Origin of the sequence: Actimicrobium sp. GrIS 1.19 (genome assembly GCF_035984655.1) — a bacterium.
Lineage (GTDB): Bacteria > Pseudomonadota > Gammaproteobacteria > Burkholderiales > Burkholderiaceae_D > Actimicrobium.
On the sequence record NZ_JAXCHT010000007.1, the window covers coordinates 41,252 to 63,762 of the forward strand.

A 22,511-nucleotide genomic window follows, 5' to 3' on the forward strand; every position below is an offset into this window, starting at 1 on the left:
AGTGAAGTGCGGAGCTTATCTCACGAAATCCACAATGGCGCTTCGTCCATCAAGGCAATTTGCTCGCGCAACTCCAGAATCCGGTCCTGCCAGTAGCGTTGCGTGTTAAACCAAGGGAACGCCACCGGGAAGGCCGGATCGTCCCAGCGCCGCGCCAGCCACGCCGAGTAATGCAGCAGACGCAGCGTGCGCAGCGCCTCCACCAGATGCAGCTCGCGCGGATCGAAGTCGCAAAAGTCTTCGTAGCCGGCCAGCAGGTCCGACATCTGCCGCGTCATGTCGGCGCGCTCGCCCGACAGCAGCATCCACAGATCCTGAATCGCCGGGCCGGTGCGGCTGTCATCGAAGTCGACAAAATGCGGACCGGCATCGGTCCACAAGACATTGCCGCTGTGGACATCGCCGTGCAGCCGTAGCACCGCCACATCGCCGGCGCGGTCGTAACAACGCCGCACGCCGTCCAGCGCCTGCGCGGTCACGGTGCGCCAGGCTTCAAGCAGCTCGGGCGGAATGAAACCGTGTTCCAGCAGCCAGGCGCGCGGCTCTTCGCCGAAGGTGGTGACGTCAAGACTGGGCCGTTGCAAAAACGGCCGGACCGCGCCAACCGCATGGATGCGGCCGAGAAAGCGGCCGAGCCATTCCAGCGTGGCCGGGTCTTCCAGTTCCGGCGCACGGCCGCCGTGACGCGGGAAGACGGCGAAGCGAAAGCCGTCCAGATTGTGCAGACTGCGCCCGTCCGGCAAGCGGATCGCCGGCACCACCGGGATTTCGAGCCCGACCAGCTCTTCGACAAACGCATGTTCTTCCAGGATGGCGGCGTCCGTCCAGCGACCCGGTCGATAGAATTTTGCCACCAGCGGTGGCCCGTCATCGATGCCGATCTGGTACACGCGGTTTTCGTAGCTGTTGAGGGCCAGCAAACGGCCGTCGCCATGCAGGCCGATACTGTCGAGCGCATCAAGCACCAGATCGGGACTGAGTTGGGCAAACGAAGGGTCAGGGGTCATGGCCGCATTGTACGGCGCGCGCGGCCATCGCAATGGCATTTCCTGCGCGCTGCAGCAAACAGGGGGATACACTACGCCCAACCCCATCTTGCCCGGAGCTTTTGATGCACCTCGACCAGCCTTTATCCGACAAAGAGTTCGACGAACTCGACAAATTCCTGCTATCCGACCGCTGTGCCGATGACGGCATGACCATGGATTCACTGCACGGCTACCTGACCGCGCTGGTGATCGGCCCCGAGCCGGTGCCGCTGCAGGAGTGGCTGCCCGGCGTCTGGGGCGAGTCCAGCGAGGACGGACCGAAGTTCAAGTCGCCCAAGGAGTTCGACCACATCGTCGGCCTGATCTCGCGCTTCATGAACGAGATCGCGATCACGATGGAGGTTGCACCAAAGGAATTCGAACCGCTATTTTGCGAATTCGAATGGGAAGGCCATCAGGTCCTCGACGGCGAAGCCTGGGCCTGGGGTTTCTGGGAAGGCATTCAACTGCGCGCCGAGGCGTGGGAAACGATCTGGACCTCCAACCTGGCCGACCTGATGCGACCGATCTATTTGCTCGGCGCCGAAGAGATCGAAGAAAGCGAAATGCATCTGGTCGATACGCCGCTCAAGGCGCACAAGATGACGGTCGAGCTGGAAGCGGCGATTCCGCACATCCTGAAATTCTGGGCGCCGCTGCGCAAGTCCGGCGTCGAAACCGTGCAGCGCGAGACGCCGAAGGTCGGGCGCAATGATGACTGTCCGTGCGGCAGTGGAAAGAAGTTCAAGAAGTGCTGCGGGGCTGAAGGTCAGGCATGATTTTGCATCGATTGTCGCCGTTTTGCGATCTCGACCCAGGATAGGTTTGCATGCGATTGTGATGGCACCTATGCTGTCATCATGATTTCAGTTGTGATCGACACTAACGTCTTTGTTGCAGGCATGCGCTCTGAAGGCGGCGCTTCAAGACAGATTCTTCGCGACGCTTTGCAGGGCAAGATTGAGCCATTGTTTGGCAATGTCTTGTGGCTCGAATACGAAGATTTTCTTGGGCGTCCCGTTTGGACTGACGCCACGACCAACGAGGAGAGGCTGCAAGTCCTGGCCGCCCTGGCAAAGGCCGGACGATGGGTGACGGTCTATTACGGATGGCGCCCAAATTTGCCCGATGAGGCGGACAACCACCTGATTGAACTTGCAATTGCTGGCGGGGCCTCTGCAATCATTACCCATAATGTCCGTGACGTTCGCCGTGGTGAATTGCTACTAAACGGAATGCGTGTTTACACACCGGCAGAGTACCTGGAGAAAAACCGATGAGTATCTTGACAATTCGATTGCCTGACAACACGACAGACCGGTTGAAATCCATGGCGCGAAGCCGCGGCTTGAGCGTGAATAAACTGGTGGAAGAAATGAGCGCTCAGGCGCTTGCTGCATGGGATACAGAAAATCGATTTCGCACTTTGGCATCGCAGGGTGATGCGCAAAAGGCGATGGACATTCTGGATCGACTTGGTAGCCAAACCACCGGCAATTAGACTGGTGCAGTTGATTGATCGCGGCAGGACCCATCATGCGCCGGCACTTCCTGGCGGTTACTCCAGAGCGATCACGTGGCAAGTTTGAATCGGATGGCCCAACAGTTTCTCGGCAGGGAAGCCTGGGAATGGGGTTGTTGGGAGGGCATTCAACTGCGCGGCAGCGTCAGTCAATCTGCCGCTGCCGCGCCGCAAACAACGCCCCCACCACCGCGATAGCGGCCAAAAAATAGAACCCATCGACCAGCGCCTGGAACTGGGCGTGGCGTGCCATCGCCGGCGCCAGGCTGACCAGCGCCAAGGCGTGCGCTTCCGTGACACTGTTCCCGGCCGCACTGAAATCACGTACCAGCGCCTGCAGGGCGGGCGCGAACAGCGGGTTGCGCAAGCTCTCCTGCGCCACCGCCAGCGACTGGTGCAGTGCCAGCCGGTGCTGTTCGAGGATCAGGATCGAGGCCGTGGCCAGCGACATCGCCATTTGCCGAACGATGTTCTTCAAGCGATAGCCGTGCGCAAACTCGTCATCGGTAAAGATATTGAAAGCGAGGTTGGCCACCGGCAGGATGATGAAGATGACCAGCAAGCCACGCAGCAACATCGGTCCGAGCAGGGCTGCGACGCCGGCATCCGGCGGCATCATGGCGATCCAGACCGCCGCGACCAGCGCCAGTAAAAAGCCCGGCACGATGACGAATTTCTTGCGTTTGACCCGTCGCGAAAAACGGAACCAGACGAACAGCGTGACGGCCGCCAGCAGCGACGGCAAGCCGATCAGGTAGCCAGTCTTTTCGATGCTGTAGCCATGGCCATCCTCCAGCATGCGCGGCAGCAGATAACTGAACCCGGTCGACAGGAAATAGTAGAACAGGAACAGCACCAGCCCGATCAGGAAACGTCGCTCACGCAGCGCGTGCAAGCTGATCAGAGGGGCCGGATGATGCCACTGGTGATAGCCGAACCAGACCAATGCTGCAATCCCCAGCAGCGCCAGCATCAGGACAGTAGGCGATCCGGTCAATTGCTCGGAGCGCGCCTTCATCAAGACAATTTGCAGGGCGGCCTGGCCGAACGCAAACAGCATGTAAGGCCACAAGTGCGCCGCGCCACGCTGCTCGGGTTGGCGGTTACCTGTGTTGGGCAACACGAACAGGGTCGCCGCGACCAGCATCAAGGCGACCGGAACGGTGCAGGCAAACAGGCCGCGCCAGCCGAACTGCGTCACCAGCCAGCCGCCCGCCAGTGGCGCGCAGGCGCCGCCCAAAAAGATCATGACCAGAAACGCCCGCAGCGCCTTTGGACGCGCGGCAGCACCAAAGTCGCGCTGGATCAGGATGCGGCACGCACCCATCATCGGACCGATGAAATAGCCTTGCAGCGAGCGTGCCAGGAATAATTCCAGCGGCGTGTGCGACAGCGCCGCCAGCACGCCACCCACTGCATACAACGCCAGGCACGCGGCGATATAGCGGCGCTGTCCGAGCCGCTCGACCCACCACTCCTGCTGCAGGATGCCCAGCACGGCGGCCACCGCATAGCCGCTCGAGACCCAGACGAATTCTGTCAGCGAGGCATGCACGCCATCGGCGATGGCGCGTACAAAGAAAGAGAAAATGGCACTGTCGAAATAGTCGAGCGCGGTCACCAGCGCGATCGCCCACGGCAGCAGCGCCGGGCGCAGGCGCTGCACCGTCAACGGCATGCCGTCATCAGACCCGCTCGATGATCAAGGCGATCCCCTGCCCGACCCCGATGCACATCGTGCACAGGGCAAACCGTCCCTGGGTCCGATGCAGTTGATTGATCGCGGTGGTGACCAGCCGGGCGCCGGAGGCGCCAAGCGGATGACCCAGCGCGATTGCGCCGCCGTTCGGATTGACGCGCGGATCATCATCGCGCAAACCGAGGTCGCGCAGCACTGCCAGTCCTTGCGCGGCAAACGCTTCGTTGAGCTCGATCACATCCATCTGCGCCATCGTCACGCCGGTTTGCACCAGCAGCTTGCGCGTGGCCGGGGCCGGACCGATGCCCATGATGCGCGGCGGCACGCCGGCGGTGGCCATGCCGATCACGCGGGCGCGCGGCGTCAGCTGGTTCTTGTGGGCGGTGCGTTCGTCGGCCAGCAACAGGGCGCAGGCGCCATCGTTGATGCCAGAGGCGTTGCCGGCAGTAACGGTGCCACCGGCATGCACGATCGGCTTGAGTTTGGCCAGCGCTTCGATGGAAGTTGCGCGCAGGTGTTCGTCGCGGGTAAAGATCAGCGGATCGCCATTGCGGTGCGACAGCGTGACCGGGGTGATTTCGTCGTCGAAGAAACCGAGTTCCTGCGCCGCCTGGGCCTTGCGTTGCGAGTTCAGCGCAAAGCGGTCCTGCGCCGCGCGGTCAACGCCGAATTCGGCGGCGACGTTCTCGGCAGTCTCGGGCATCGAATCGACGCCGTACTGGGTCTTCATGAGCTTGTTGATGAAACGCCATCCGATGGTGGTGTCGTAGAGCTGGGTGTCGCGGGCAAACGCCGTGTCGGCCTTGCCCATCACGAACGGCGCCCGGCTCATCGATTCGACGCCGCCCGCAATCATCATGCCGGCTTCGCCGGCGCGAATCGCGCGTGCCGCGGTACCGACCGCATCAAGGCCGGAACCGCACAGCCGGTTGATCGTCGCCGCCGCCACGCCGACTGGCAAGCCGGCCAGCAAGGCAGCCATGCGTGCGACGTTGCGGTTGTCTTCACCGGCCTGGTTGGCGCAGCCGTACAGGACATCGTTGACCTGCTCCCAGTCGACCGACGGATTGCGGATCATCAGCGCCGCCAGCGGAATCGCACCGAGGTCATCGGTCCGGATCGCCGCCAGGCTGCCGCCGTAGCGGCCGAATGGGGTGCGGATGGCGTCGCAAATGAAGGCTTGAGTAATCATGATGTGCTTTGCATGATTTATCGTTGGAAAAAATCCGATCCCGGCCCGGCCGAGAGCGGTTTATGCCTTGATGAAGTGTTCGCGGTAGTAGCGCAATTCTTCGATCGATTCGATGATGTCGGCCAGCGCGGTGTGCTTCTGGTGTTTCTTGAAACCGCTGGCAAGTTCCGGTTTCCAGCGCTTGCACAATTCCTTGAGTGTGGAAACGTCCAGATTGCGGTAGTGGAAAAAGGATTCCAGCTTTGGCATGCCGCGCGCCATGAAGCGGCGATCCTGGCAAATCGAATTGCCGCACATCGGCGATTTTCCGGCCGGCACGTAGTCTTTTAGAAATGCGATCAGTGCTTCTTCGGCGTCTGCTTCCGAGACTGTCGAAGCCTTGACCCGTTCGATCAGGCCGGAACGGCCGTGGGTGCCCTTGTTCCACGCATCCATCCCATCGAGCGCCGCGTCAGACTGATGAATCGCGAACACCGGGCCCTGGCCAAGGATGTTCAGTTCCGAATCGGTGACCACCACCGCGACTTCAATGATGCGATCGTTCTCCGGGTCCAGCCCGGTCATCTCCATATCCAGCCAGACCAGATTGAATTCGTTCGGGCGCGGCAGGGCGGTTTGTGGCTCGGCCAATGCGTCGGCGTGTTCGGCTGCTTGTGACATAATCGTTTTCCTTCGCGTTTTACTTCTACAGCGGCCCATTTTCTCACAGGGAAAGCATGTATTCACTCGGGTTTTCAATTTTGTTTGTCGGCTTTGTACTGGTCACTTTGGCAATGCGGTTCTGGCTCGCCAGCCGCCAGCTGCGCCATGTGGCGGCGCATCGGGCTGCGGTGCCGGCCCAGTTCGCGGAAAAAATACCGCTCGCTGCGCACCAGCGCGCCGCCGACTACACCAGCGCCAAAACCCGCTTCGGTCTGCTGCAGTTGCTGGTCAGTACCGCGGTACTTATTGGTTTTACATTGCTGGGTGGCCTGCAGGCGCTGTCGGCCCTGCTGCCGCCCTTCATCGGCACCGGGATGGTGTATCAGCTGGGCTTGCTGGTGGCGTTTGCGCTGATCTCCGGGCTGATTGATCTGCCGTTCGATTACTACAAGCAGTTCGTGCTTGAACAGCGCTTCGGCTTCAACAAGATGACGCGCGGCCTGTTCTTCGCCGACATGCTCAAGGGCGTGCTGCTCGGCGCGGCCATCGGGCTGCCGCTGATCTGGGTGATCCTGACTCTGATGGAAAAATCCGGCGCGCTGTGGTGGTTTTATGCGTGGCTGGTGTGGAGCGGTTTCCAGCTGTTGATGCTGGTGCTGTATCCGACCGTGATCGCGCCGCTGTTCAACAAGTTCACGCCGCTGGCCGACGATAGTCTGCGTGCCCGCATCGAAGGCCTGATGCAGCGTGTCGGCTTTGCGTCGAAGGGCTTGTTCGTGATGGACGGCTCGAAACGCAGCGCGCATGGCAATGCGTATTTTTCCGGCTTTGGCGCGGCCAAGCGCATCGTGTTTTTCGACACCTTGCTGGCACGCCTGGCGCCACCCGAGATCGAGGCGGTGCTGGCGCACGAACTGGGTCACTTCAAGCTCAAGCACATCATCAAGCGCATTGCGATGATGTTCGCGCTGTCGCTGGCCTTTCTGGCGCTGCTGGGCTTTCTGAAAACCCAGTTATGGTTCTACACCGGCCTGGGCGTGCAGCCGAGTGCGTTTGCCAGCAACGATGCGATGGCGCTGATCCTGTTCATGCTGGTGCTGCCGGTGTTCACGTTTCTGTTGGCACCGCTGACCTCGATCAGCTCGCGCAAGCATGAATTCGAAGCCGATGCGTTTGCCGCCACCCACACCGATGCGCGCGATCTGGTATCGGCGCTGGTGAAACTGTACGAAGACAATGCCTCGACGCTGACCCCGGACCCGCTCCACTCGGCCTTTTACGACTCCCATCCACCCGCCACCGTGCGCATCAGCAGACTGCTGGCGGCTTAAACCAAGGACAACATCCATGACACTGACCGATCTGCTCGAAAAGAAATGCCGTCCGGTAGAAACCGCGCTGACCACTGCTGGCATCGATGAGCTGCTGGCGCTGATCAAGGGGTGGGCAATGGTCGACGGCAAAGTGACCAAGGCCTTCGATTTTCACGATTACTACGAAACGCTGGCCTTCATCAACGCCATCGCCTACGTCATCCACGCGGAAGATCACCATCCGGAACTGGTGGTCACGTATAACCGCTGCATCGTCAAATTCGATACCCACTCGGTCAACCATGGCAAGGGCGGGATTTCCGAAAACGATTTCATCTGCGCGGCCAAGGTCGATGCAATTTTCCAGCAGTCGTTTACCTGACGCATGGCCAAGCCTGAACAGATCAGCGCGACGATCATTGCCGCGCATGGCCGGCATTATCTGGCGCAAACCGATTCGATCAAATTGCAATGCGTTACCCGCGGCAAGAAGAGCGATGTCGCGGTTGGCGACATCGTCAACGTCGCGCTGACCTCGCCGAACCAGGGCGTGATCGAATCGATCGCCGAGCGCGCCACGCTGCTGTATCGCTCGGATCAGTACAAATCCAAGCTGCTGGCCGCCAACGTCACGCAATTATTCATCGTGGTCGCCACCGAACCGGGCTTTTCGGATGATCTGGTGTCGCGCTCACTGGTCGCGGCCGAAGCCGCCGGGGTCAAGCCGCATCTGATTCTCAACAAGATCGACGTGACCGAATCGCTGGCCAAAACCCGTCAGCGGCTGGCGCAATATGCCGGCCTCGGCTACCCGGTGCATGAAGTCTCGGCACGCGCCGCGCCAGAGGCCGCAGTCGCGACGCTGGCGCCGCTGCTGGCTGGCAATTCGACCATCCTGATCGGCCAGTCGGGCATGGGCAAGTCGTCGCTGATCAATCTGCTGGTGCCGGACGCCGATATCGCGGTGCGCGAGATTTCCGCCGCGCTCGATACCGGCAAGCACACCACCACGTTCACGCGCCTGTACCGCACCGCGCCGGACACTGCCATCATCGATTCGCCGGGATTCCAGGAATTTGGTTTATACCATTTGTCGGAAGGCATGCTGGAACGTGCCTTCCCGGAATTCAACGCCTTGCTGGGCAAGTGCAAATACTACAATTGCCATCACCTGACCGAGCCATCCTGCGCCGTCCTGGCAGCGCTGGCAGCGGGCGAAATCCTGCCGTACCGGCACGCGCTGTACGTGCAACTGTTGCACGAGTCATCGCAAAAGCTGTATTGATCGGGTTTCTGCGGTGAATTGCCGATCCGATCCCTTATAATCAATTGTTCATCCAACCGGCGCCAGGCAGAGTCCCGCTCAGCCGATTTCATTATGTCCAGCAAACCAATAAAGCATTTCCTGCAGTTTTCCGATTTTTCGCTCGGTGAATTCGAGTACTTGATCGAACGTGCGCAGTTCATCAAACGCAAATTCAAGAACTACGAGCCGTACCACCCGTTGCTCGACCGCACGCTGGTGATGGTGTTCGAAAAGAATTCGACCCGCACCCGCCTCTCGTTCGAAGCCGGCATGCACCAGCTCGGCGGCGCGGCGATCTATCTGAATACGCGCGACAGCCAGCTTGGCCGCGGCGAGCCGGTCGAGGATGCGGCCCAGGTCATGTCACGCATGTGCGACATCATCATGGTGCGCACCTTTGGCCAGGACATCATCCAGCGCTTCGCCGACAACTCGCGCGTGCCGGTGATCAACGGCCTGACCAATGAACACCATCCGTGCCAGGTACTGGCCGATGTCTTCACCTTCATCGATCATCGCGGCTCGATTGCCGGCAAGACCGTGGCCTGGATCGGCGACGCCAACAACATGCTGTATTCGTGGTTGCAGGCGGCCGAAGTGTTCGGCTTCCATGTCAATGTCTCGACGCCGGCCGGCTACGATCTCGACCCGGCGCTGGTGGCTGCAACCAATACCCGCTACACGCTGTTTGCCAATCCCTCCGACGCCTGCGCCGGAGCGCATCTGGTGACCACCGATGTCTGGACCAGCATGGGGTATGAAGAAGAAAACGCCGCGCGCCTGAAGGCCTTCGATGGCTGGATCGTCGATGCGGCCAAGATGCAGCGCGCCGAGCCGAATGCACTGTTCATGCATTGCCTGCCCGCGCATCGCGGCGAGGAAGTCTCGGCCGACGTCATCGACGGTCCGCAGTCGGTGGTCTGGGACGAAGCCGAAAACCGCCTGCATGTGCAAAAGGCGCTGCTCGAATATCTGGTCCTGGGCATGCTGTAAAAAAATTGTTAATTGAAAGACGAAAAACATGAGCGATACCAAAAAAGTCGTGCTGGCGTATTCCGGCGGCCTCGACACCTCCGTCATCCTGAAGTGGTTGCAGGATAACTATCACTGCGAAATTGTCACCTTCACCGCCGACCTGGGCCAGGGCGAAGAACTCGAACCGGCACGCCAGAAGGCGCTGAAGTTCGGCATCAAGCCGGAGAACATCCACATCGATGACCTGCGCGAAGAATTCGTGCGCGATTTCGTGTTCCCGATGTTCCGCGCCAACACCGTGTACGAGGGCGAATATCTGCTCGGCACCTCGATCGCCCGGCCATTGATCGCCAAGCGCCTGATCGAGATCGCCCGCGAAAGCGGCGCCGACACGATCTCGCATGGCGCCACCGGCAAGGGCAATGACCAGGTCCGCTTCGAACTGGGCGCGTATGCGCTGATGCCGAACGTGAAGGTCATCGCGCCATGGCGTGAATGGGATCTGCTGTCGCGCGAAAAGCTGCTGAAGTACGCCGAAGATGCCGGCATCGCCGTCGACATGAAGCACAAGAACGGCGGCGCGCCGTATTCGATGGACGCCAACCTGCTGCACATCAGCTTCGAGGGACGGCATCTGGAAAACCCGAGTGCCGAAGCCGAGGAAGCAATGTGGCGCTGGACCGTCAGTCCGGAGGCGGCGCCAGACCAGGCCGAATACCTCGATCTGGAATACGAACGCGGCGATATCGTGGCGCTGAACGGCACCCGCATGTCGCCGGCCACGGTACTGACCGAACTCAACCGGCTGGGCGGCAAGCACGGCATTGGCCGTCTCGACCTGGTCGAAAACCGCTACGTCGGGATGAAGTCACGCGGTTGCTACGAAACCCCGGGCGGCACCATCATGCTGCGCGCCCACCGGGCGATTGAATCAATCACGCTGGATCGCGAAGTCGCGCATCTGAAAGACGACCTGATGCCGCGCTATGCCTCGATGATCTACAACGGCTACTGGTGGGCGCCGGAGCGCGTCGCACTGCAAACCCTGATCGACCATACCCAGCATTCGGTCAATGGCTGGGTGCGCCTGAAGCTGTACAAGGGCAATGTGATCGTGGTGTCGCGCGATTCAAAAACCGATTCGCTGTTCGACATGAAAATCTCGACCTTCGATGAAGACGGCGGCGCCTACAACCAGGCCGACGCCGGCGGCTTCATCAAGCTCAATGCCTTGCGCATGCGCATCGCGGCGATTGCGCGCGAAAAGCGCGGCAGTTAATTCGCACTGTCCGAAGCGGCCTCCCGGCCGCTTTTTTTTCATCCCGTTCAAAGGTGACATGATGTCCGACCAATTCGATCAAGTCGCAGTGCGCAAGCGCGCGAATGTGTATTTCGACGGCAAATGCGTTTCGCACACCGTGCTGTTTGCCGATGGCAGCAAAAAAACCTTGGGAGTGATTTTTCCCTCGCTGCTGACGTTCAACACCGGCGCCGCCGAAACCATGGAGCTGCTGTCCGGCGCATGTCGCATCCGGCTGGCCGGGCAAACCGATTGGACCAGCTTCGCGGCCGGCCAGCAATTCGATGTGCCGGCCCACTCCAGCTTCGAAATCGAGACGCTCGAGATGCTCGATTACGTCTGCCATTTCGTGTGACAACGCCGGACCGGATCAGTCGCCCAGCTTGCGCTCCGGACGCGGCATTTTGGGCAAATTCAGTCCTGCGATGTAATCCATGAACAGGCGATCCTCGATCAGGTAGCCGCTGCCCGGCTTGGCCAGCACGCCAGCCTTCTTCAATCGTTCCAGTGCAGCGCGCACCCGCGAAATCGTGACCGCGTCGCCGCTGCTGCGGCTGAGCAGCTCCAGCGTGTCGCGCGCCAGCGGCGCCAGGCCATGCGCCAGCGCCACCAGCAGCGCCTGCTCGATCGGCGCCAGCACGGCAAAGTTGGCCTCCCAGCCTGCCACCTGCCGTTCGCTGGCGGTGAACTTCCTGAGCGCGGCGGCGACATCGACATTGCCCTCGGCCGACATCTCCTTGACGATGTCCTTGATCAGCGCGGGCTTGTAGCCGATGTACGCGAAGGCCTCGCGCAGCGCCGCCAGATCCAGCGCCTTGGCCGGATGCACGCTGCGGAAATGCTTCGCCAGCAGCTTCAGATAATCGTCCCCCAGCGTCGGAAAATCGAGCAGCTGCGTGAACTGATACATCGGCGCGCCGACCGTTGACATCATCGAACTCAAGGCCGCCTGCGAGGAACCGGTGAACACGGCACTCACCTTCGCCTGCCGGTGCGAGAGCACCGCACGGATGCTGGCGATCACCGCCGCGCCGTCGGCCGATTCGGCCAGCGCCTGGATCTCGTCGAGCATCAACAGAATCGGTTTGCCGCTGGCGCGCGCCAGCTTCAGAATCAGCGCATCGAAGCGCAGCGCCGGATTGTCGGGCAAGGGGCGGCGCGCCGGTTCGGCGCCAAACTCCACGCCGGCAATGCGCTTGATCGGTGTTTTTGCAATCCGGCCGATGGCGCCGGACGGCACCGTGACGTCATCGAGCGCCTCCTCGATGGCGTAATTGATCGCCTCCAGCGGCGCGCTGCGCTGCAACCACAGGTCGGCGTACACCGCCAGATAGCCGGCGCGTTGCGCGATCGGCACCAGATCGTTCTTCAGGAACCAGGTCTTGCCAATCCGGCGCGGCGCAAACAGGGCGATGGGACGGCCGGGCTGGCCGGCCAGCAACGCCAGATAACCCTCGGCAAGCGCGGGGCGACTGACCTGAATGTCATCGAAATTCGTCATGCGTTGATTGTCGCACGACCGCAATAGGACAGCAATTGCCGTTTTATTGTCGCCCGACGACAATGACTCACTGCAGCGTCAGCATGCCGGCCATGACGTCCGCCGGCACGCCGGGGCTGAACAGGAATCCCTGCATCTGGTCGCAACCCAGCAGGCGCAACTGCTCGCGTTGCTCGATGGTTTCGACGCCTTCCGCGACCGAGCCCAGGCGCAACGATTCGGCCAGCGAAATGATGGTCGATACGATCGCCATATTCTCGGCGCTGCTGGTCATGCCGGTGATGAAGGAGCGGTCGATTTTCAGGGTGTCGATCGGCAGCCTGGCCAGATAGCTGAGCGACGAATAGCCGGTGCCGAAATCGTCGATTGCAATCGTCAGGCCGGCTTCGCGCAGCGCCGCCAGCTTGCCGCGCGATACGTTCGGATCGTTGTCATCCATGAACAGGCTCTCGGTAATCTCGATCTCCAGGTCGCTCGACTCGCCCACCGCAAGGATCGCCAGCACGCGCGGCACGAAGTCATTCTGGCGAATCTGCAGCTGCGAGACATTCACGGCGATGCGCGGCACCGCCAGTCCCATCGCGCTCCATGCCTGGTACTGCTGATGCGCATGCGCAATGACCCAGCTGCCGACCTCGACGATCAGGCCGCTTTCCTCCAGCATCGGGATGAACTGGAGCGGCGGCACCAGGCCGACACCAGGCTCATTCCAGCGAATCAACGCTTCCATGCCGACAATCCGGCCATTCTGCAGGTCGACCTTGGGCTGGTAGTGCAGCACGAACTGCTGTTCTTCCAGCGCGCGCCGCAAGCGCCCTTCCAGCGAATAGCGTTCGGCAGTGCGGGCATTCATGTCGGCGGTGTAGAACAACGAGCGCACCTTGGCGATCTTGGCATCTTTCAGCGCGGCTTCGGCGTTGCGCAGCAGGCTGTCGCTGTCGGCACCGTCAATCGGATACATGGCAATGCCGGCGCGCATGGTCAGCCGCACGCTCTTGTCGCGAATCTGCATCGGCTCGCCCACCACGCCGGCCAGATCTTTTTCGATCAGCGCGGCCACATCCACGGCGTCGCAGTTGCCACGCGCAATGAAGGCGAAGGAATCGGCATTGATGCGGGCCAGATAGCCGGCATCGGGCAGGCTGTCGCGCAGGCGACGCGCCACCACCCGCAGCAGTTCGTCGCCGGCGAGCCGGCCAAAGGTTTCGTTGATATGCCGGAAGCGCTCGACATCGATGAGCACCATCGCCAGATGATCCTGCGCCCCGCTGGCATTGGCATTGAGCAGTTGTCCGACCCGCTCGAGGAACAGCGCGCGGTTGGGCAAGCCCGTCAATGAATCAAAGTAGGCCAGATAATTGATCTGCTCTTCCTTGGCGATGAAATCGTGCGAGAACGAGATGTCGTCGGCCAGCTCCGAGAGCAGATGTTGTTCATCGTCGTTGAAGGCATCGACGTGCTCGGACAGCAGCGCAAGAATGCCGAACGGATGTTCACCGGCCATCAACGGCACCACAAACGCCGATCGATATCCCCGCTCGAGAAACTGGCTGCGCCACGGCGCCATGCGCGGGTCGCTGCCGATATCGTTGCTGATGACGCTGTGCATGTCGCGCAAGGCGAGCCCGATCAGGCCCTGCCCGGGCCGGACCGGTTCGTTCGCGATGAGTTCCAGCGCGTGCAGGAATGGCTCATCGACACCGGCCCATGCCACCGGCCGCATGACCTGCGTTTCGGCGTCCCGAACGCCGACCACGGCGCCGGCGAACTCACCCTGCTCGAAAGCGATGCGGCAGGCTTCGTCGAGCAGGGTTTGCTTGTCGCGCACGCGCAGGATGACCGAGTTGATGCTGCCGAGAATAGTGCGAATACGCGTCATCCGCAGCAACCGCTCCTGCTGCGCCCAGCGCTCGGAGACATCGCGGATCACGCTGGATATCCACAAGCCATCGGCGGTTTGCAAGCGGCTCAGACTGATTTCTGCGGGAAACCGGGTGCCGTCACGACGCTGCGCGGTCAGTTCAAAGCTGACCGTGCCGCCGCTTGATGCAGCGCTGTCGGGCGGTAGCACATGCCACTGCGCCGACGCCGTCGTCACCAGCAAATTGGCGCTGGCCCCGAGCATCTCGCTGCGCGCATAACCAAACAGCAATTCGGCTTGCGCGTTGACGATGTCGATGCAGCCATGCTGGTCGATCACGACGATCGCATGCGGTGCATATTCGATCAGATCATGAAAGCGTGATTCGGCGCGCACCCGCGCAGCCTGTCCACGCGCCTCGTCGACTGCACGCCGCACCGCAATGGCAAGTCGCTGCAAATTGGTTTTCAGAAGATAGTCGACTGCGCCGCCCTTGAGCGCATTGATGGCGGTTTCTTCGCCGATGGTGCCGGAGACGAAGATAAACGGAATCTCCGGATGGGCATCGCGCGCCAGCTTGAGCGCGCTGATGCCATCGAATCCCGGCAGGGAGAAGTCCGACAGGATCACGTCCGGCCGAAACTCGGCCATCTGTGCGATGAACGCATTGCGGGTTTCCACCCGCGACACCTCGATATTCAACCCGCCCCGAATCAGTTCGCGCCTGGCCAGTTCGGCCTCGGTCGCGACGTCTTCGAGCATCAGGACCTTCAGTATTTCACTCACGGCAAAATCTCATAGTGGTACCTTGTTGACGAGCATCCAGTACAGCCCGGTTTCAGTAATGACCTTGTCGAATTCGAGGGTGTCGACCGGCTTGACGATATAACTGTTGGCGCCCAGCGCATAACTTTCGACGACATCGCGTTCCTCCGCCGATGAGGTGAGCATCACGACTGGAATCATGCGCAGGACTTCATCGCCGCGAATCCGTCGCAGCACTTCAATGCCATCGACTTTCGGCATTTTCACATCCAGCAGCACCAGCTTCGGCTTGCCATTCGTCACCCCGGCAAATTTTCCGGTCCGGTATAGGAAATCAAGCGCTTCACTGCCATCCTTGACCCAGATCAGGCTGTTGGCCAGACCGCGCCGGCGCAAGGCGCGAATGGTCATTTCGGCATCGGTGGCGGTGTCCTCCACCAACAGGATATCGACTTGCTGGAACTCGTCATTGCTCATGCGGCAACTCCTGATTGGGGATCGAGAAAAAGAACGTGGCGCCAGCGCCCAACGCCGACTCCGCCCAGATGCGTCCACGATGCTTTACCACGATGCGCTGGCTGATGGCAAGGCCAACCCCGGTGCCGGGGAATTCATCGGCCGAGTGCAGGCGCTGGAAAACGCCGAACAGCTTGTGGTAATACTGCATGTCGAAGCCGACGCCATTGTCGGCCACGGCGTAAATGGTTTCGTCGGCGGTGCGGGTGCCATTGATGCGGATGCACGGTTGCGCCATCGTGCCACTGTACTTGAGCGCATTCGACAGCAGATTCATCCACACCTGCTGCAACAGGGCATGGTCGCCATATGCCTTTGGCAGATCACCGATCTCGATCTGCGAATCCGGATAATCACCCTTGCGCCGCACCTGCGTGATGGCGTTGTCGACCAGTCCGCGCATGTCGATCTGATCAACTTGCAGCCCCTGTCGCCCGAGCCGCGAAAAGGTCAGCAGATCGTCGATCAGATTGCCCATGCGCTTGCTGTTGTCGCGAATCACATCGAGCAGGCGATGCCCCTCGGCGTCGAGCAATTGTCCGTAGTCTTCGTCGAGCATGCGCGTATAGCCTGACACCGCGCGCAACGGAATACGCAAATCATGCGAAATCGAATAGCTGAAGCTTTCCAGTTCCTTATTGGTGGCTTCGAGTTCGGTGGCACGCTGCAGCAGACTGGCATTGGCCTTGAGCAGCGCGTCGTCAGCGATGCGGCGCTTGCGGTTTTCGGCACGCACCAACAGGAACGCGCTGGCGCTGAGCAGCCCGCCCACCATCGCACCGAGCAGAATGAAGGCGCGGGCACGCCGAACACTAACTTCGGTTCGATTTTCACGTTCGGCCAGCAGGCTGCGTTCGTAGCCAATCATCGATGCCGCCTGCTCGCGGATGCGCTGCATGGCGCCATCGCCGCCGCCCCGCTCGACAAATGCCTTCGCCTCATCGGCGCTTCCCGTGTGGCGAATTTCCAGCAGGCGCGCGTTAAATGCCAGCGCTTCGCGCGCATGCGTCTGCAACGCGATGATGGAACGCTGCTGCACCGGATTGTCGGCGACCAGTGTGTCGAGGGCGGCAAATCGCTCCGGCAGGAGGCGGCGGGCCTCGTCGTAGGGGCGCAGAAATCCCGGGCGCTCGGTAATCACAAAGCCGCGCGCGGCACTCTGCGCATCCTTGAGCAGTGAGCCAACCTCTTCGATTCGGCTGATCACCTCGTTGGTATGCACCACCCACGCGGCGCGGCGCGCCAGATCGCTGATGCTGGCGAGAGAAACGGCGGCGATCAGAGCGAGCGCCAGCAATGCCGCGGCAATGCCGACAGCAGGAAGCGGCGAAGTGGAAGCGGGTTGCTTATTGGGTGACATCGAAGGAAGGTACTCCCGCTTTGAATGACGCTGAATATCTTGCAAGCAAGAATAATGTAACAGCTATCCACAGGGCGGGTTGTTACTCTCGGTAGCCCGCCAATACCTACCGATGACGCTCAGACAATGACCGGCTCCGCCTCCAGCGTCACGCCGAAACGTTGCCGCACATGCGACTCAATTTTTTGCGCCAGCGCCATGACGTCGGCGCCGCGCGCACCGCCGCGATTGACCAGTACCAGCGCCTGTTTTTCATAGACGCCGGCGGCGCCTAGGGTCTTGCCTTTCCAGCCGCACTGCTCGATGAGCCAGCCGGCGGCAAGCTTGCTGCTGCCATCCGGTTGATCGTGACTGACCAGGCCGGGATACGACGCCAGCAAGTCATCGCGCAGCGCACGCGACACCAGCGGGTTCTTGAAAAAACTGCCGGCATTGCCGATGACGGCGGGATCGGGCAACTTGCGTCGGCGGATCGCACTAACTGCCGCGCTGACCTGCTGCATGCTTGGCGCGGGCAAATGCGCCAGCTCGGCGGCCAGCTCGGCATAGCGCAGATTCGGGGTCCAGCGTCGTGGCAGCGCAAAGGTCACGTCGAGGATCATGGCGCGGCCGCGCAGTGCGCGCTTGAAGACACTGTCGCGGTAGCCGAACTCGCAGGCAGCCCGGTCCAGCGTGAACAGCGTGCCGTCGGTCAGATCAAACGCGGTCAGCGAATGAAAACAGGCACTCATCTCCACGCCATACGCGCCAATGTTCTGAATCGGCGCTGCGCCGACACTGCCCGGAATCAGCGACAGATTTTCGAGTCCGCCCAGACCATGCTGCAGCGTCCATTCCACCAGCGCCTGCCACCCGACCCCGGCGGCGGCACGCACCAGCGTCGTATTGTCATCCGCGTCGACAATCTCGATGCCACTGCTGCAGCTATGCAGCACCAATCCATGGAAGTCGCCCGTGAGCACGATATTGCTGCCGCCGCCCAGCATCAGCTGGGGCAGGCGCGACAACTGCGGGTCGTCCAGCATGGCCTGCAAATCGGCCGCCGATCGCACCGGAAGGTACGAATCGGCATGACTTTCAATCCCGAACGTATTGTGCAGGCGCAGGGAAAAATCGCGGGAAATTACGGAGGACAAAGGCATGCGCGCCAGTTTATCGCATCAAAGGTAGGCAACCATTTTTTTGTCCGTTAAAATCAGCCTCAGTTTAAAGAAATCCTGCACCCCCGCTGCACCCCCTTAAGGAATCGATCATGCCGTCGTTTGACGTAGTTTCAGAAGCAAACAGTGTCGAGGTCAAGAATGCCGTCGAACAGGCCAACAAGGAAATCTCGACGCGCTTTGATTTCAAGGGCAGCGACGCCCGGATAGAACAAAAGGAATTCGAACTCACCGCGTATGCCGATGCCGATTTCCAGCTCAGCCAGGTGCGTGACGTCCTGAACAACAAGCTCTCCAAGCGCAACGTCGACTTGCGTTTTCTTGATGTCGGCGAGATCAAGAAAATCGGCGGCGACAAGGTCAAGCAGGTCATCAAGATCAAGAACGGCATCGAAACCGAAGCCGCCAAAAAGATCGTCCGCGTGATCAAGGACAGCAAGATGAAAGTGCAGGCCAGCATCCAGGGCGACGCCGTGCGCATCACTGGCGCCAAGCGCGACGACCTGCAGGCAGCGATGGCCACGCTGCGCAAGGACATTGCCGACCTGCCGCTCGAATTCAACAACTTCCGCGACTAACGCCCGCTGTAGCTGCCCAGATGCCGCGCTACTCATTTCCAGCCCTGATCACGGCTGCGCCAGTCGTGCGTGCGGAAACGCGCAGCCGCGCATCACCGGCAACGCCTCACCAAGGCGATCAGACGCCGCTGGAAAAGCTGTTCCCACAGATTCTCAGCGCGATCCAGGCAATGTGGGGCTACCCCGAGCTGAACCTGTACTTCACCAAACTGACCATCGATGATCGCGGCGACCGCGCCGGGTTTCCGGCGGAAGTCTGGGAGGAACTGTATCTGCTGATGGCCTTGCATGTGGCAGCGTTCCCGGAGCAGCGCAAATGAAGGTCGCGCTGATCCTGCTGTGTGGCCTGAACGGTGTCGCGGCCCATGCCGGCAGCATCGGCGTGGTCGGCCTGTTTCCGGGCAAGGCAGTGCTGCTGGTCGATGCCGCTGCGCCCAAGACGTATGCGATTGGCGCAACGATTTCCGACGGCGTGAAACTGATCGGCGTCACCGAGACCGCAGCGCAGATCGACGATCACGGCAAGCGCCAGACGCTCGCCATCGGCACCCATTTCAGCCGTTCCGAGTCGGGCGGCGCCGCGAGCGTCACCTTGCAGGCCGACAGTCGCGGACACTTCATCACGGCAGGTCAGATCAACGGCGTCGGCGTGACCATGCTGGTCGACACCGGCGCCAGCATGATTTCGATGTCGACCCAGGAGGCGCGCCGGCTGGGCATCGATTTCAAGGGTGGCCAGCGCGGGTTTTCCAGCACCGCCAACGGTGTGGTGCCGGTGTATCAAGTCCGTCTCAACAGCGTACGGATCGGCGACATCGAGCTCAGCCAGGTCGACGCCATGGTCCATGAAAGCAACCTGCCCTTCCTGTTGTTGGGCATGTCGTTCCTGAACCGCACGCAGATGCAGCGCGATGGCGAGCGCATGGTGCTCACCAAGCGCTTCTGAATCCCGCCGTCAGGCGTCGGGATCTTTCAGGCGGCGTTGCTTGACCGCCTGCGCCAGGCCTTCCAGCACACCGATACTCTCTGCCCAACTGATACAGCCATCGGTCACCGATTGCCCATACACCAGCTCCTTGCCCGGAATCAGATCCTGGCGTCCCGCCACCAGATGCGATTCGATCATCAAGCCGACGATGCGGGTGTCGCCGCCAGCAATCTGGCGTGCAATGTCGGCGCACACCGGAATCTGGTTTTGTGGGTTTTTACTGCTGTTGGCATGCGAGGCATCAATCATCAGCCGTGCCGCCAGACCGGCGGCGGCGATGTCCTTGCAGGCGACATCGACGCTGGCAGCATCGTAGTTCGGCGTCTTGCCGCCGCGCAGAATGATGTGGCAGTCTTCATTGCCGTTGGTCGAGACGATGGCCGAATGGCCGCCTTTGGTCACCGACAGGAAATGATGCGGCTGCGACGCCGCCTTGATGGCATCGACGGCGATCTTGATATTGCCATCGGTGCCATTCTTGAATCCGACCGGGCACGACAGGCCGGATGCCAATTCGCGATGCACCTGCGATTCCGTGGTGCGCGCACCAATGGCGCCCCAGCTGATCAGGTCGGCGATGTACTGCGGGCTGATGACGTCGAGGAATTCGGTACCGGCCGGCAGGCCCATTTCGTTGATCTTCAACAGCAGTTCACGCGCCATGCGCAGGCCGTCGTTGATACGAAAGCTGTTGTCCATGTACGGGTCATTGATCATGCCCTTCCAGCCGACCGTGGTGCGCGGCTTCTCGAAGTACACCCGCATGACGATTTCCAGTTCCCCGGCAAACAGCGCGCGAGCATCCGCCAGCAATGCGGCGTATTCCAGCGCGGCCTTCGGGTCATGGATGGAGCACGGTCCGATGACGACCATCACACGATCATCCTGCCCGTGCAGGATGCGATGCAGGGCATTGCGCGAATCGGCGGCCACGGTCGCGGCATTGTCCGAGCAGGCGAACTCGCGGATCAGATGCGAGGGCGGCGTCAGTTCTTTCATTTCCCGGATGCGCAAATCATCGGTGCGGGGCATGGTGTTCTCCAGTCAAGATAATCAAGTAAAAGCGGAAATAAAAAAAACCGCCATTTCTGGCGGTTTTCAAGGAATCTGGTCGGGCTACGCTGATCTTGCTTTTACGTGAACCTGCCGCATTTCCACCGCCGTTGGGCTGGAATCGCTAAAGTAAAAGTAAAAGTAATCGTGGCGCTGTGGCATCGGAGGTCGAAGTCAGTGGTTCGTATTCAGTGGAAACGATAGTGCAGCATAACGCCGGCTTTGGCAAGCCTCGCCGGCGTATCCGTTGGCATTCCGACGAATCAGGCGGTTCCGCCCACCGTCACGCCATCGATGCGCAGGGTTGGCTGGCCGACGCCGACCGGAACGCTCTGCCCTTCCTTGCCACACACGCCGACGCCGGAATCGAGCCGCATGTCATTGCCAATCATCGAAACCCGGTTCAGGACTTCAGGACCGTTGCCGATCAGCGTCGCGCCCTTGACCGGGTACGTGACCTTGCCATCCTCGATCATGTAGGCTTCGCTGGCCGAGAACACGAACTTGCCGTTGGTGATGTCGACCTGACCACCGCCGAAATTGACCGCGTACAAACCATTCTTGACCGAGCCGATGATTTCGGCCGGATCACGGTCGCCGCCCAGCATGTAGGTATTGGTCATGCGCGGCATCGGCAGATGCGCAAACGACTCGCGCCGGGCATTGCCGGTGACCGGCATCTTCATCAGCCGGGCGTTCATGGTGTCCTGGATGTAGCCCTTCAGGATGCCGTCTTCGATCAGCGTGGTGCATTGCGAGGCGTTGCCTTCATCGTCCATGTTCATCGAGCCGCGCCGGTTGGCAATGGTGCCATCGTCAACCACAGTGACGCCCTTGGCCGCAACCCGTTCGCCGATCATGCCGGCAAAGGTGCTGGAACCCTTGCGATTGAAGTCGCCTTCCAGCCCGTGACCGATGGCCTCGTGCAGCAGGATGCCCGGCCAGCCCGGCCCGAGCACGACCGTCATCGGCCCGGCCGGGGCCGGGCGCGCTTCCAGATTGACCAGCGCACCTGCGACGGCATCGCTGGCATATTGCTCGATCAGCGCATCGGTGAAGTAGCCGTAACTGTAACGTCCACCGCCGCCCGACGAACCCGACTCACGCCGTCCGTTTTGTTCAGCGATCACCGTGATGGACATGCGCACCAGTGGCCGGATGTCGGCGGCCAGCACACCGTCGCTGCGCAGCACCAGCACCACATCGTATTCGGCCGCCAGGCTGGCGCGGACCTGCACGATGCGCGGGTCCTTGGCGCGCGCGATGCGTTCGACGCGTTCGAGCAGCTTGATCTTGTCGGTCGCGTCCATCGAAGTCAGCGGGTCATTCGGCAGGTACAGCGCGCGACCACCCGCGTGCTGGGTGTTGCCGGCGACTTTTACCTTGCCGGCCCCTTGCCGGCCGATGGTGCGGGTCGCGGCGGCGGCTTCGAGCAGGGCGCGTTCCGAGATTTCATCGGAATACGCAAACGCGGTCTTGTCACCGGAGACGGCGCGCACACCGACACCCTGGTCGATCGAGAAACTGCCGGTCTTGACGACGCCTTCTTCCAGGCTCCAGCTTTCGCTGCGGGTCAGCTGAAAATACAGATCGGCGTAGTCGACCTTGTGCGTGAACATCGTGCCGATGGCCTTGATTGCCTTGGCCTCATCGAGGCCGAATGGTGTCAACAGCACATCGCGGGCGACGGCGAGATTGGAAAAATCGGGTTCGAACAGTTTCATGATTGGGGTGCTTTGCAATGAGGTCCTG

23 protein-coding genes are annotated in these 22,511 nt (G+C 61.1%); 12 read left to right on the top strand and 11 right to left on the bottom strand.

All coding sequences use genetic code 11. The features are described from left to right. Positions 1-20: 20 nt before the first annotated feature. Positions 21-1,007, bottom strand: coding sequence for a serine/threonine protein kinase (locus RCH09_RS07205; RefSeq protein ID WP_326940382.1), 987 nt, complete (start codon positions 1,005-1,007; stop codon positions 21-23). Positions 1,008-1,111: 104 nt separating this feature from the next. Here RCH09_RS07205 and RCH09_RS07210 point away from each other — a divergent pair, with 104 nt between their 5' ends. The 3 genes from RCH09_RS07210 to RCH09_RS07220 all read left to right on the top strand — a co-directional run bounded on the left by RCH09_RS07210 (position 1,112) and on the right by RCH09_RS07220 (position 2,529). Then, positions 1,112-1,807 (top strand): UPF0149 family protein, encoded by a 696-nt coding sequence (locus RCH09_RS07210; protein ID WP_326940383.1) that lies wholly within the window; start codon positions 1,112-1,114, stop codon positions 1,805-1,807. Between the two features lie 81 nt (positions 1,808-1,888). Beyond that, positions 1,889-2,308, top strand: a complete 420-nt coding sequence (locus RCH09_RS07215; RefSeq protein WP_326940384.1) for a putative toxin-antitoxin system toxin component, PIN family — start codon at positions 1,889-1,891, stop codon at positions 2,306-2,308. Then, complete coding sequence (locus RCH09_RS07220; protein WP_326940385.1) at positions 2,305-2,529, top strand: CopG family transcriptional regulator; 225 nt, start codon at positions 2,305-2,307, stop codon at positions 2,527-2,529. Before RCH09_RS07215 ends, RCH09_RS07220 begins: the two co-directional genes overlap by 4 nt. Positions 2,530-2,695: 166 nt before the next feature. Here RCH09_RS07220 and RCH09_RS07225 read toward each other — a convergent pair whose 3' ends face one another. Genes RCH09_RS07225 through orn form a run of 3 tightly spaced genes read right to left on the bottom strand, consistent with a single transcriptional unit; the run spans position 2,696 to position 6,101 of the window. Continuing rightward, positions 2,696-4,228 carry an MFS transporter gene (locus RCH09_RS07225; RefSeq protein WP_326940386.1) on the bottom strand — a complete coding sequence of 511 codons (1,533 nt, stop codon included), beginning with the start codon at positions 4,226-4,228 and terminating at the stop codon, positions 2,696-2,698. Between the two features lie 7 nt (positions 4,229-4,235). Beyond that, positions 4,236-5,441: a 3-oxoadipyl-CoA thiolase gene (gene pcaF, locus RCH09_RS07230; protein ID WP_326940387.1), complete on the bottom strand. Its 1,206-nt coding sequence runs from the start codon at positions 5,439-5,441 to the stop codon at positions 4,236-4,238. Positions 5,442-5,501: 60 nt separating this feature from the next. Beyond that, a complete protein-coding gene (orn, locus tag RCH09_RS07235) occupies positions 5,502-6,101 on the bottom strand; it encodes an oligoribonuclease (protein ID WP_326940388.1) in 600 nt (199 codons plus the stop codon). Positions 6,102-6,157: 56 nt separating this feature from the next. On the opposite strand from orn, the gene RCH09_RS07240 reads away from it, so the two are divergent. The 6 genes from RCH09_RS07240 (at position 6,158) to ppnP (ending at position 11,332) form a co-directional block, all read left to right on the top strand. Next, positions 6,158-7,414: a M48 family metallopeptidase gene (locus RCH09_RS07240; RefSeq protein ID WP_326940389.1), complete on the top strand. Its 1,257-nt coding sequence runs from the start codon at positions 6,158-6,160 to the stop codon at positions 7,412-7,414. Between the two features lie 16 nt (positions 7,415-7,430). After that, entirely contained in the window at positions 7,431-7,778 is a 348-nt protein-coding gene (locus tag RCH09_RS07245) for a 4a-hydroxytetrahydrobiopterin dehydratase (protein WP_326940390.1), read from the top strand. Between the two features lie 3 nt (positions 7,779-7,781). Then, positions 7,782-8,681, top strand: a complete 900-nt coding sequence (rsgA, locus tag RCH09_RS07250) for a ribosome small subunit-dependent GTPase A (protein WP_326940391.1) — start codon at positions 7,782-7,784, stop codon at positions 8,679-8,681. Positions 8,682-8,774: 93 nt separating this feature from the next. Continuing rightward, positions 8,775-9,695: an ornithine carbamoyltransferase gene (argF, locus tag RCH09_RS07255; protein WP_326940392.1), complete on the top strand. Its 921-nt coding sequence runs from the start codon at positions 8,775-8,777 to the stop codon at positions 9,693-9,695. Between the two features lie 28 nt (positions 9,696-9,723). Further along, complete coding sequence (locus RCH09_RS07260) at positions 9,724-10,956, top strand: argininosuccinate synthase (RefSeq protein ID WP_326940393.1); 1,233 nt, start codon at positions 9,724-9,726, stop codon at positions 10,954-10,956. Positions 10,957-11,017: 61 nt separating this feature from the next. Next, positions 11,018-11,332 (top strand): pyrimidine/purine nucleoside phosphorylase, encoded by a 315-nt coding sequence (gene ppnP / locus RCH09_RS07265; protein ID WP_326940394.1) that lies wholly within the window; start codon positions 11,018-11,020, stop codon positions 11,330-11,332. A 15-nt stretch (positions 11,333-11,347) separates the two neighbouring features. Here ppnP and RCH09_RS07270 read toward each other — a convergent pair whose 3' ends face one another. From RCH09_RS07270 to murB, 5 genes are all read right to left on the bottom strand, one after another. Further along, on the bottom strand, positions 11,348-12,478 hold the full coding sequence (locus RCH09_RS07270; protein WP_326940395.1) for a hypothetical protein: 1,131 nt from the start codon (positions 12,476-12,478) through the stop codon (positions 11,348-11,350). A 67-nt stretch (positions 12,479-12,545) separates the two neighbouring features. Next, positions 12,546-15,125, bottom strand: coding sequence for an EAL domain-containing protein (locus RCH09_RS07275; RefSeq protein ID WP_326940396.1), 2,580 nt, complete (start codon positions 15,123-15,125; stop codon positions 12,546-12,548). Positions 15,126-15,134: 9 nt separating this feature from the next. Then, positions 15,135-15,581 (bottom strand): response regulator, encoded by a 447-nt coding sequence (locus tag RCH09_RS07280; protein WP_326940397.1) that lies wholly within the window; start codon positions 15,579-15,581, stop codon positions 15,135-15,137. Continuing rightward, the gene (locus RCH09_RS07285; protein ID WP_326940398.1) at positions 15,571-16,980 is read right to left on the bottom strand and encodes a sensor histidine kinase; all 1,410 of its coding nucleotides are present in this window, start codon (positions 16,978-16,980) and stop codon (positions 15,571-15,573) included. The genes RCH09_RS07280 and RCH09_RS07285 overlap by 11 nt, the downstream gene beginning before the upstream one ends. Before the next feature lie 119 nt (positions 16,981-17,099). Next, positions 17,100-18,122: a UDP-N-acetylmuramate dehydrogenase gene (murB, locus tag RCH09_RS07290; RefSeq protein WP_326940399.1), complete on the bottom strand. Its 1,023-nt coding sequence runs from the start codon at positions 18,120-18,122 to the stop codon at positions 17,100-17,102. 110 nt (positions 18,123-18,232) lie between these two features. Here murB and RCH09_RS07295 point away from each other — a divergent pair, with 110 nt between their 5' ends. From RCH09_RS07295 to RCH09_RS07305, 3 genes are read left to right on the top strand one after another with little or no spacing between them, the layout of a single operon-like run. Beyond that, positions 18,233-18,718 (top strand): YajQ family cyclic di-GMP-binding protein, encoded by a 486-nt coding sequence (locus tag RCH09_RS07295; protein WP_326940400.1) that lies wholly within the window; start codon positions 18,233-18,235, stop codon positions 18,716-18,718. A gap of 20 nt (positions 18,719-18,738) precedes the next feature. Beyond that, a complete protein-coding gene (locus RCH09_RS07300; RefSeq protein ID WP_326940401.1) occupies positions 18,739-19,038 on the top strand; it encodes a hypothetical protein in 300 nt (99 codons plus the stop codon). After that, a complete protein-coding gene (locus RCH09_RS07305; protein ID WP_326940402.1) occupies positions 19,035-19,664 on the top strand; it encodes a retropepsin-like aspartic protease family protein in 630 nt (209 codons plus the stop codon). Before RCH09_RS07300 ends, RCH09_RS07305 begins: the two co-directional genes overlap by 4 nt. A gap of 9 nt (positions 19,665-19,673) precedes the next feature. On the opposite strand, the gene aroG is transcribed toward RCH09_RS07305, so the two are convergent. Both aroG and tldD read right to left on the bottom strand, forming a co-directional pair. After that, positions 19,674-20,738: a 3-deoxy-7-phosphoheptulonate synthase AroG gene (aroG, locus tag RCH09_RS07310; protein ID WP_326940403.1), complete on the bottom strand. Its 1,065-nt coding sequence runs from the start codon at positions 20,736-20,738 to the stop codon at positions 19,674-19,676. Positions 20,739-21,022: 284 nt separating this feature from the next. After that, entirely contained in the window at positions 21,023-22,483 is a 1,461-nt protein-coding gene (gene tldD / locus RCH09_RS07315) for a metalloprotease TldD (protein ID WP_326940404.1), read from the bottom strand. Between the last annotated feature and the right edge of the window lie 28 nt (positions 22,484-22,511).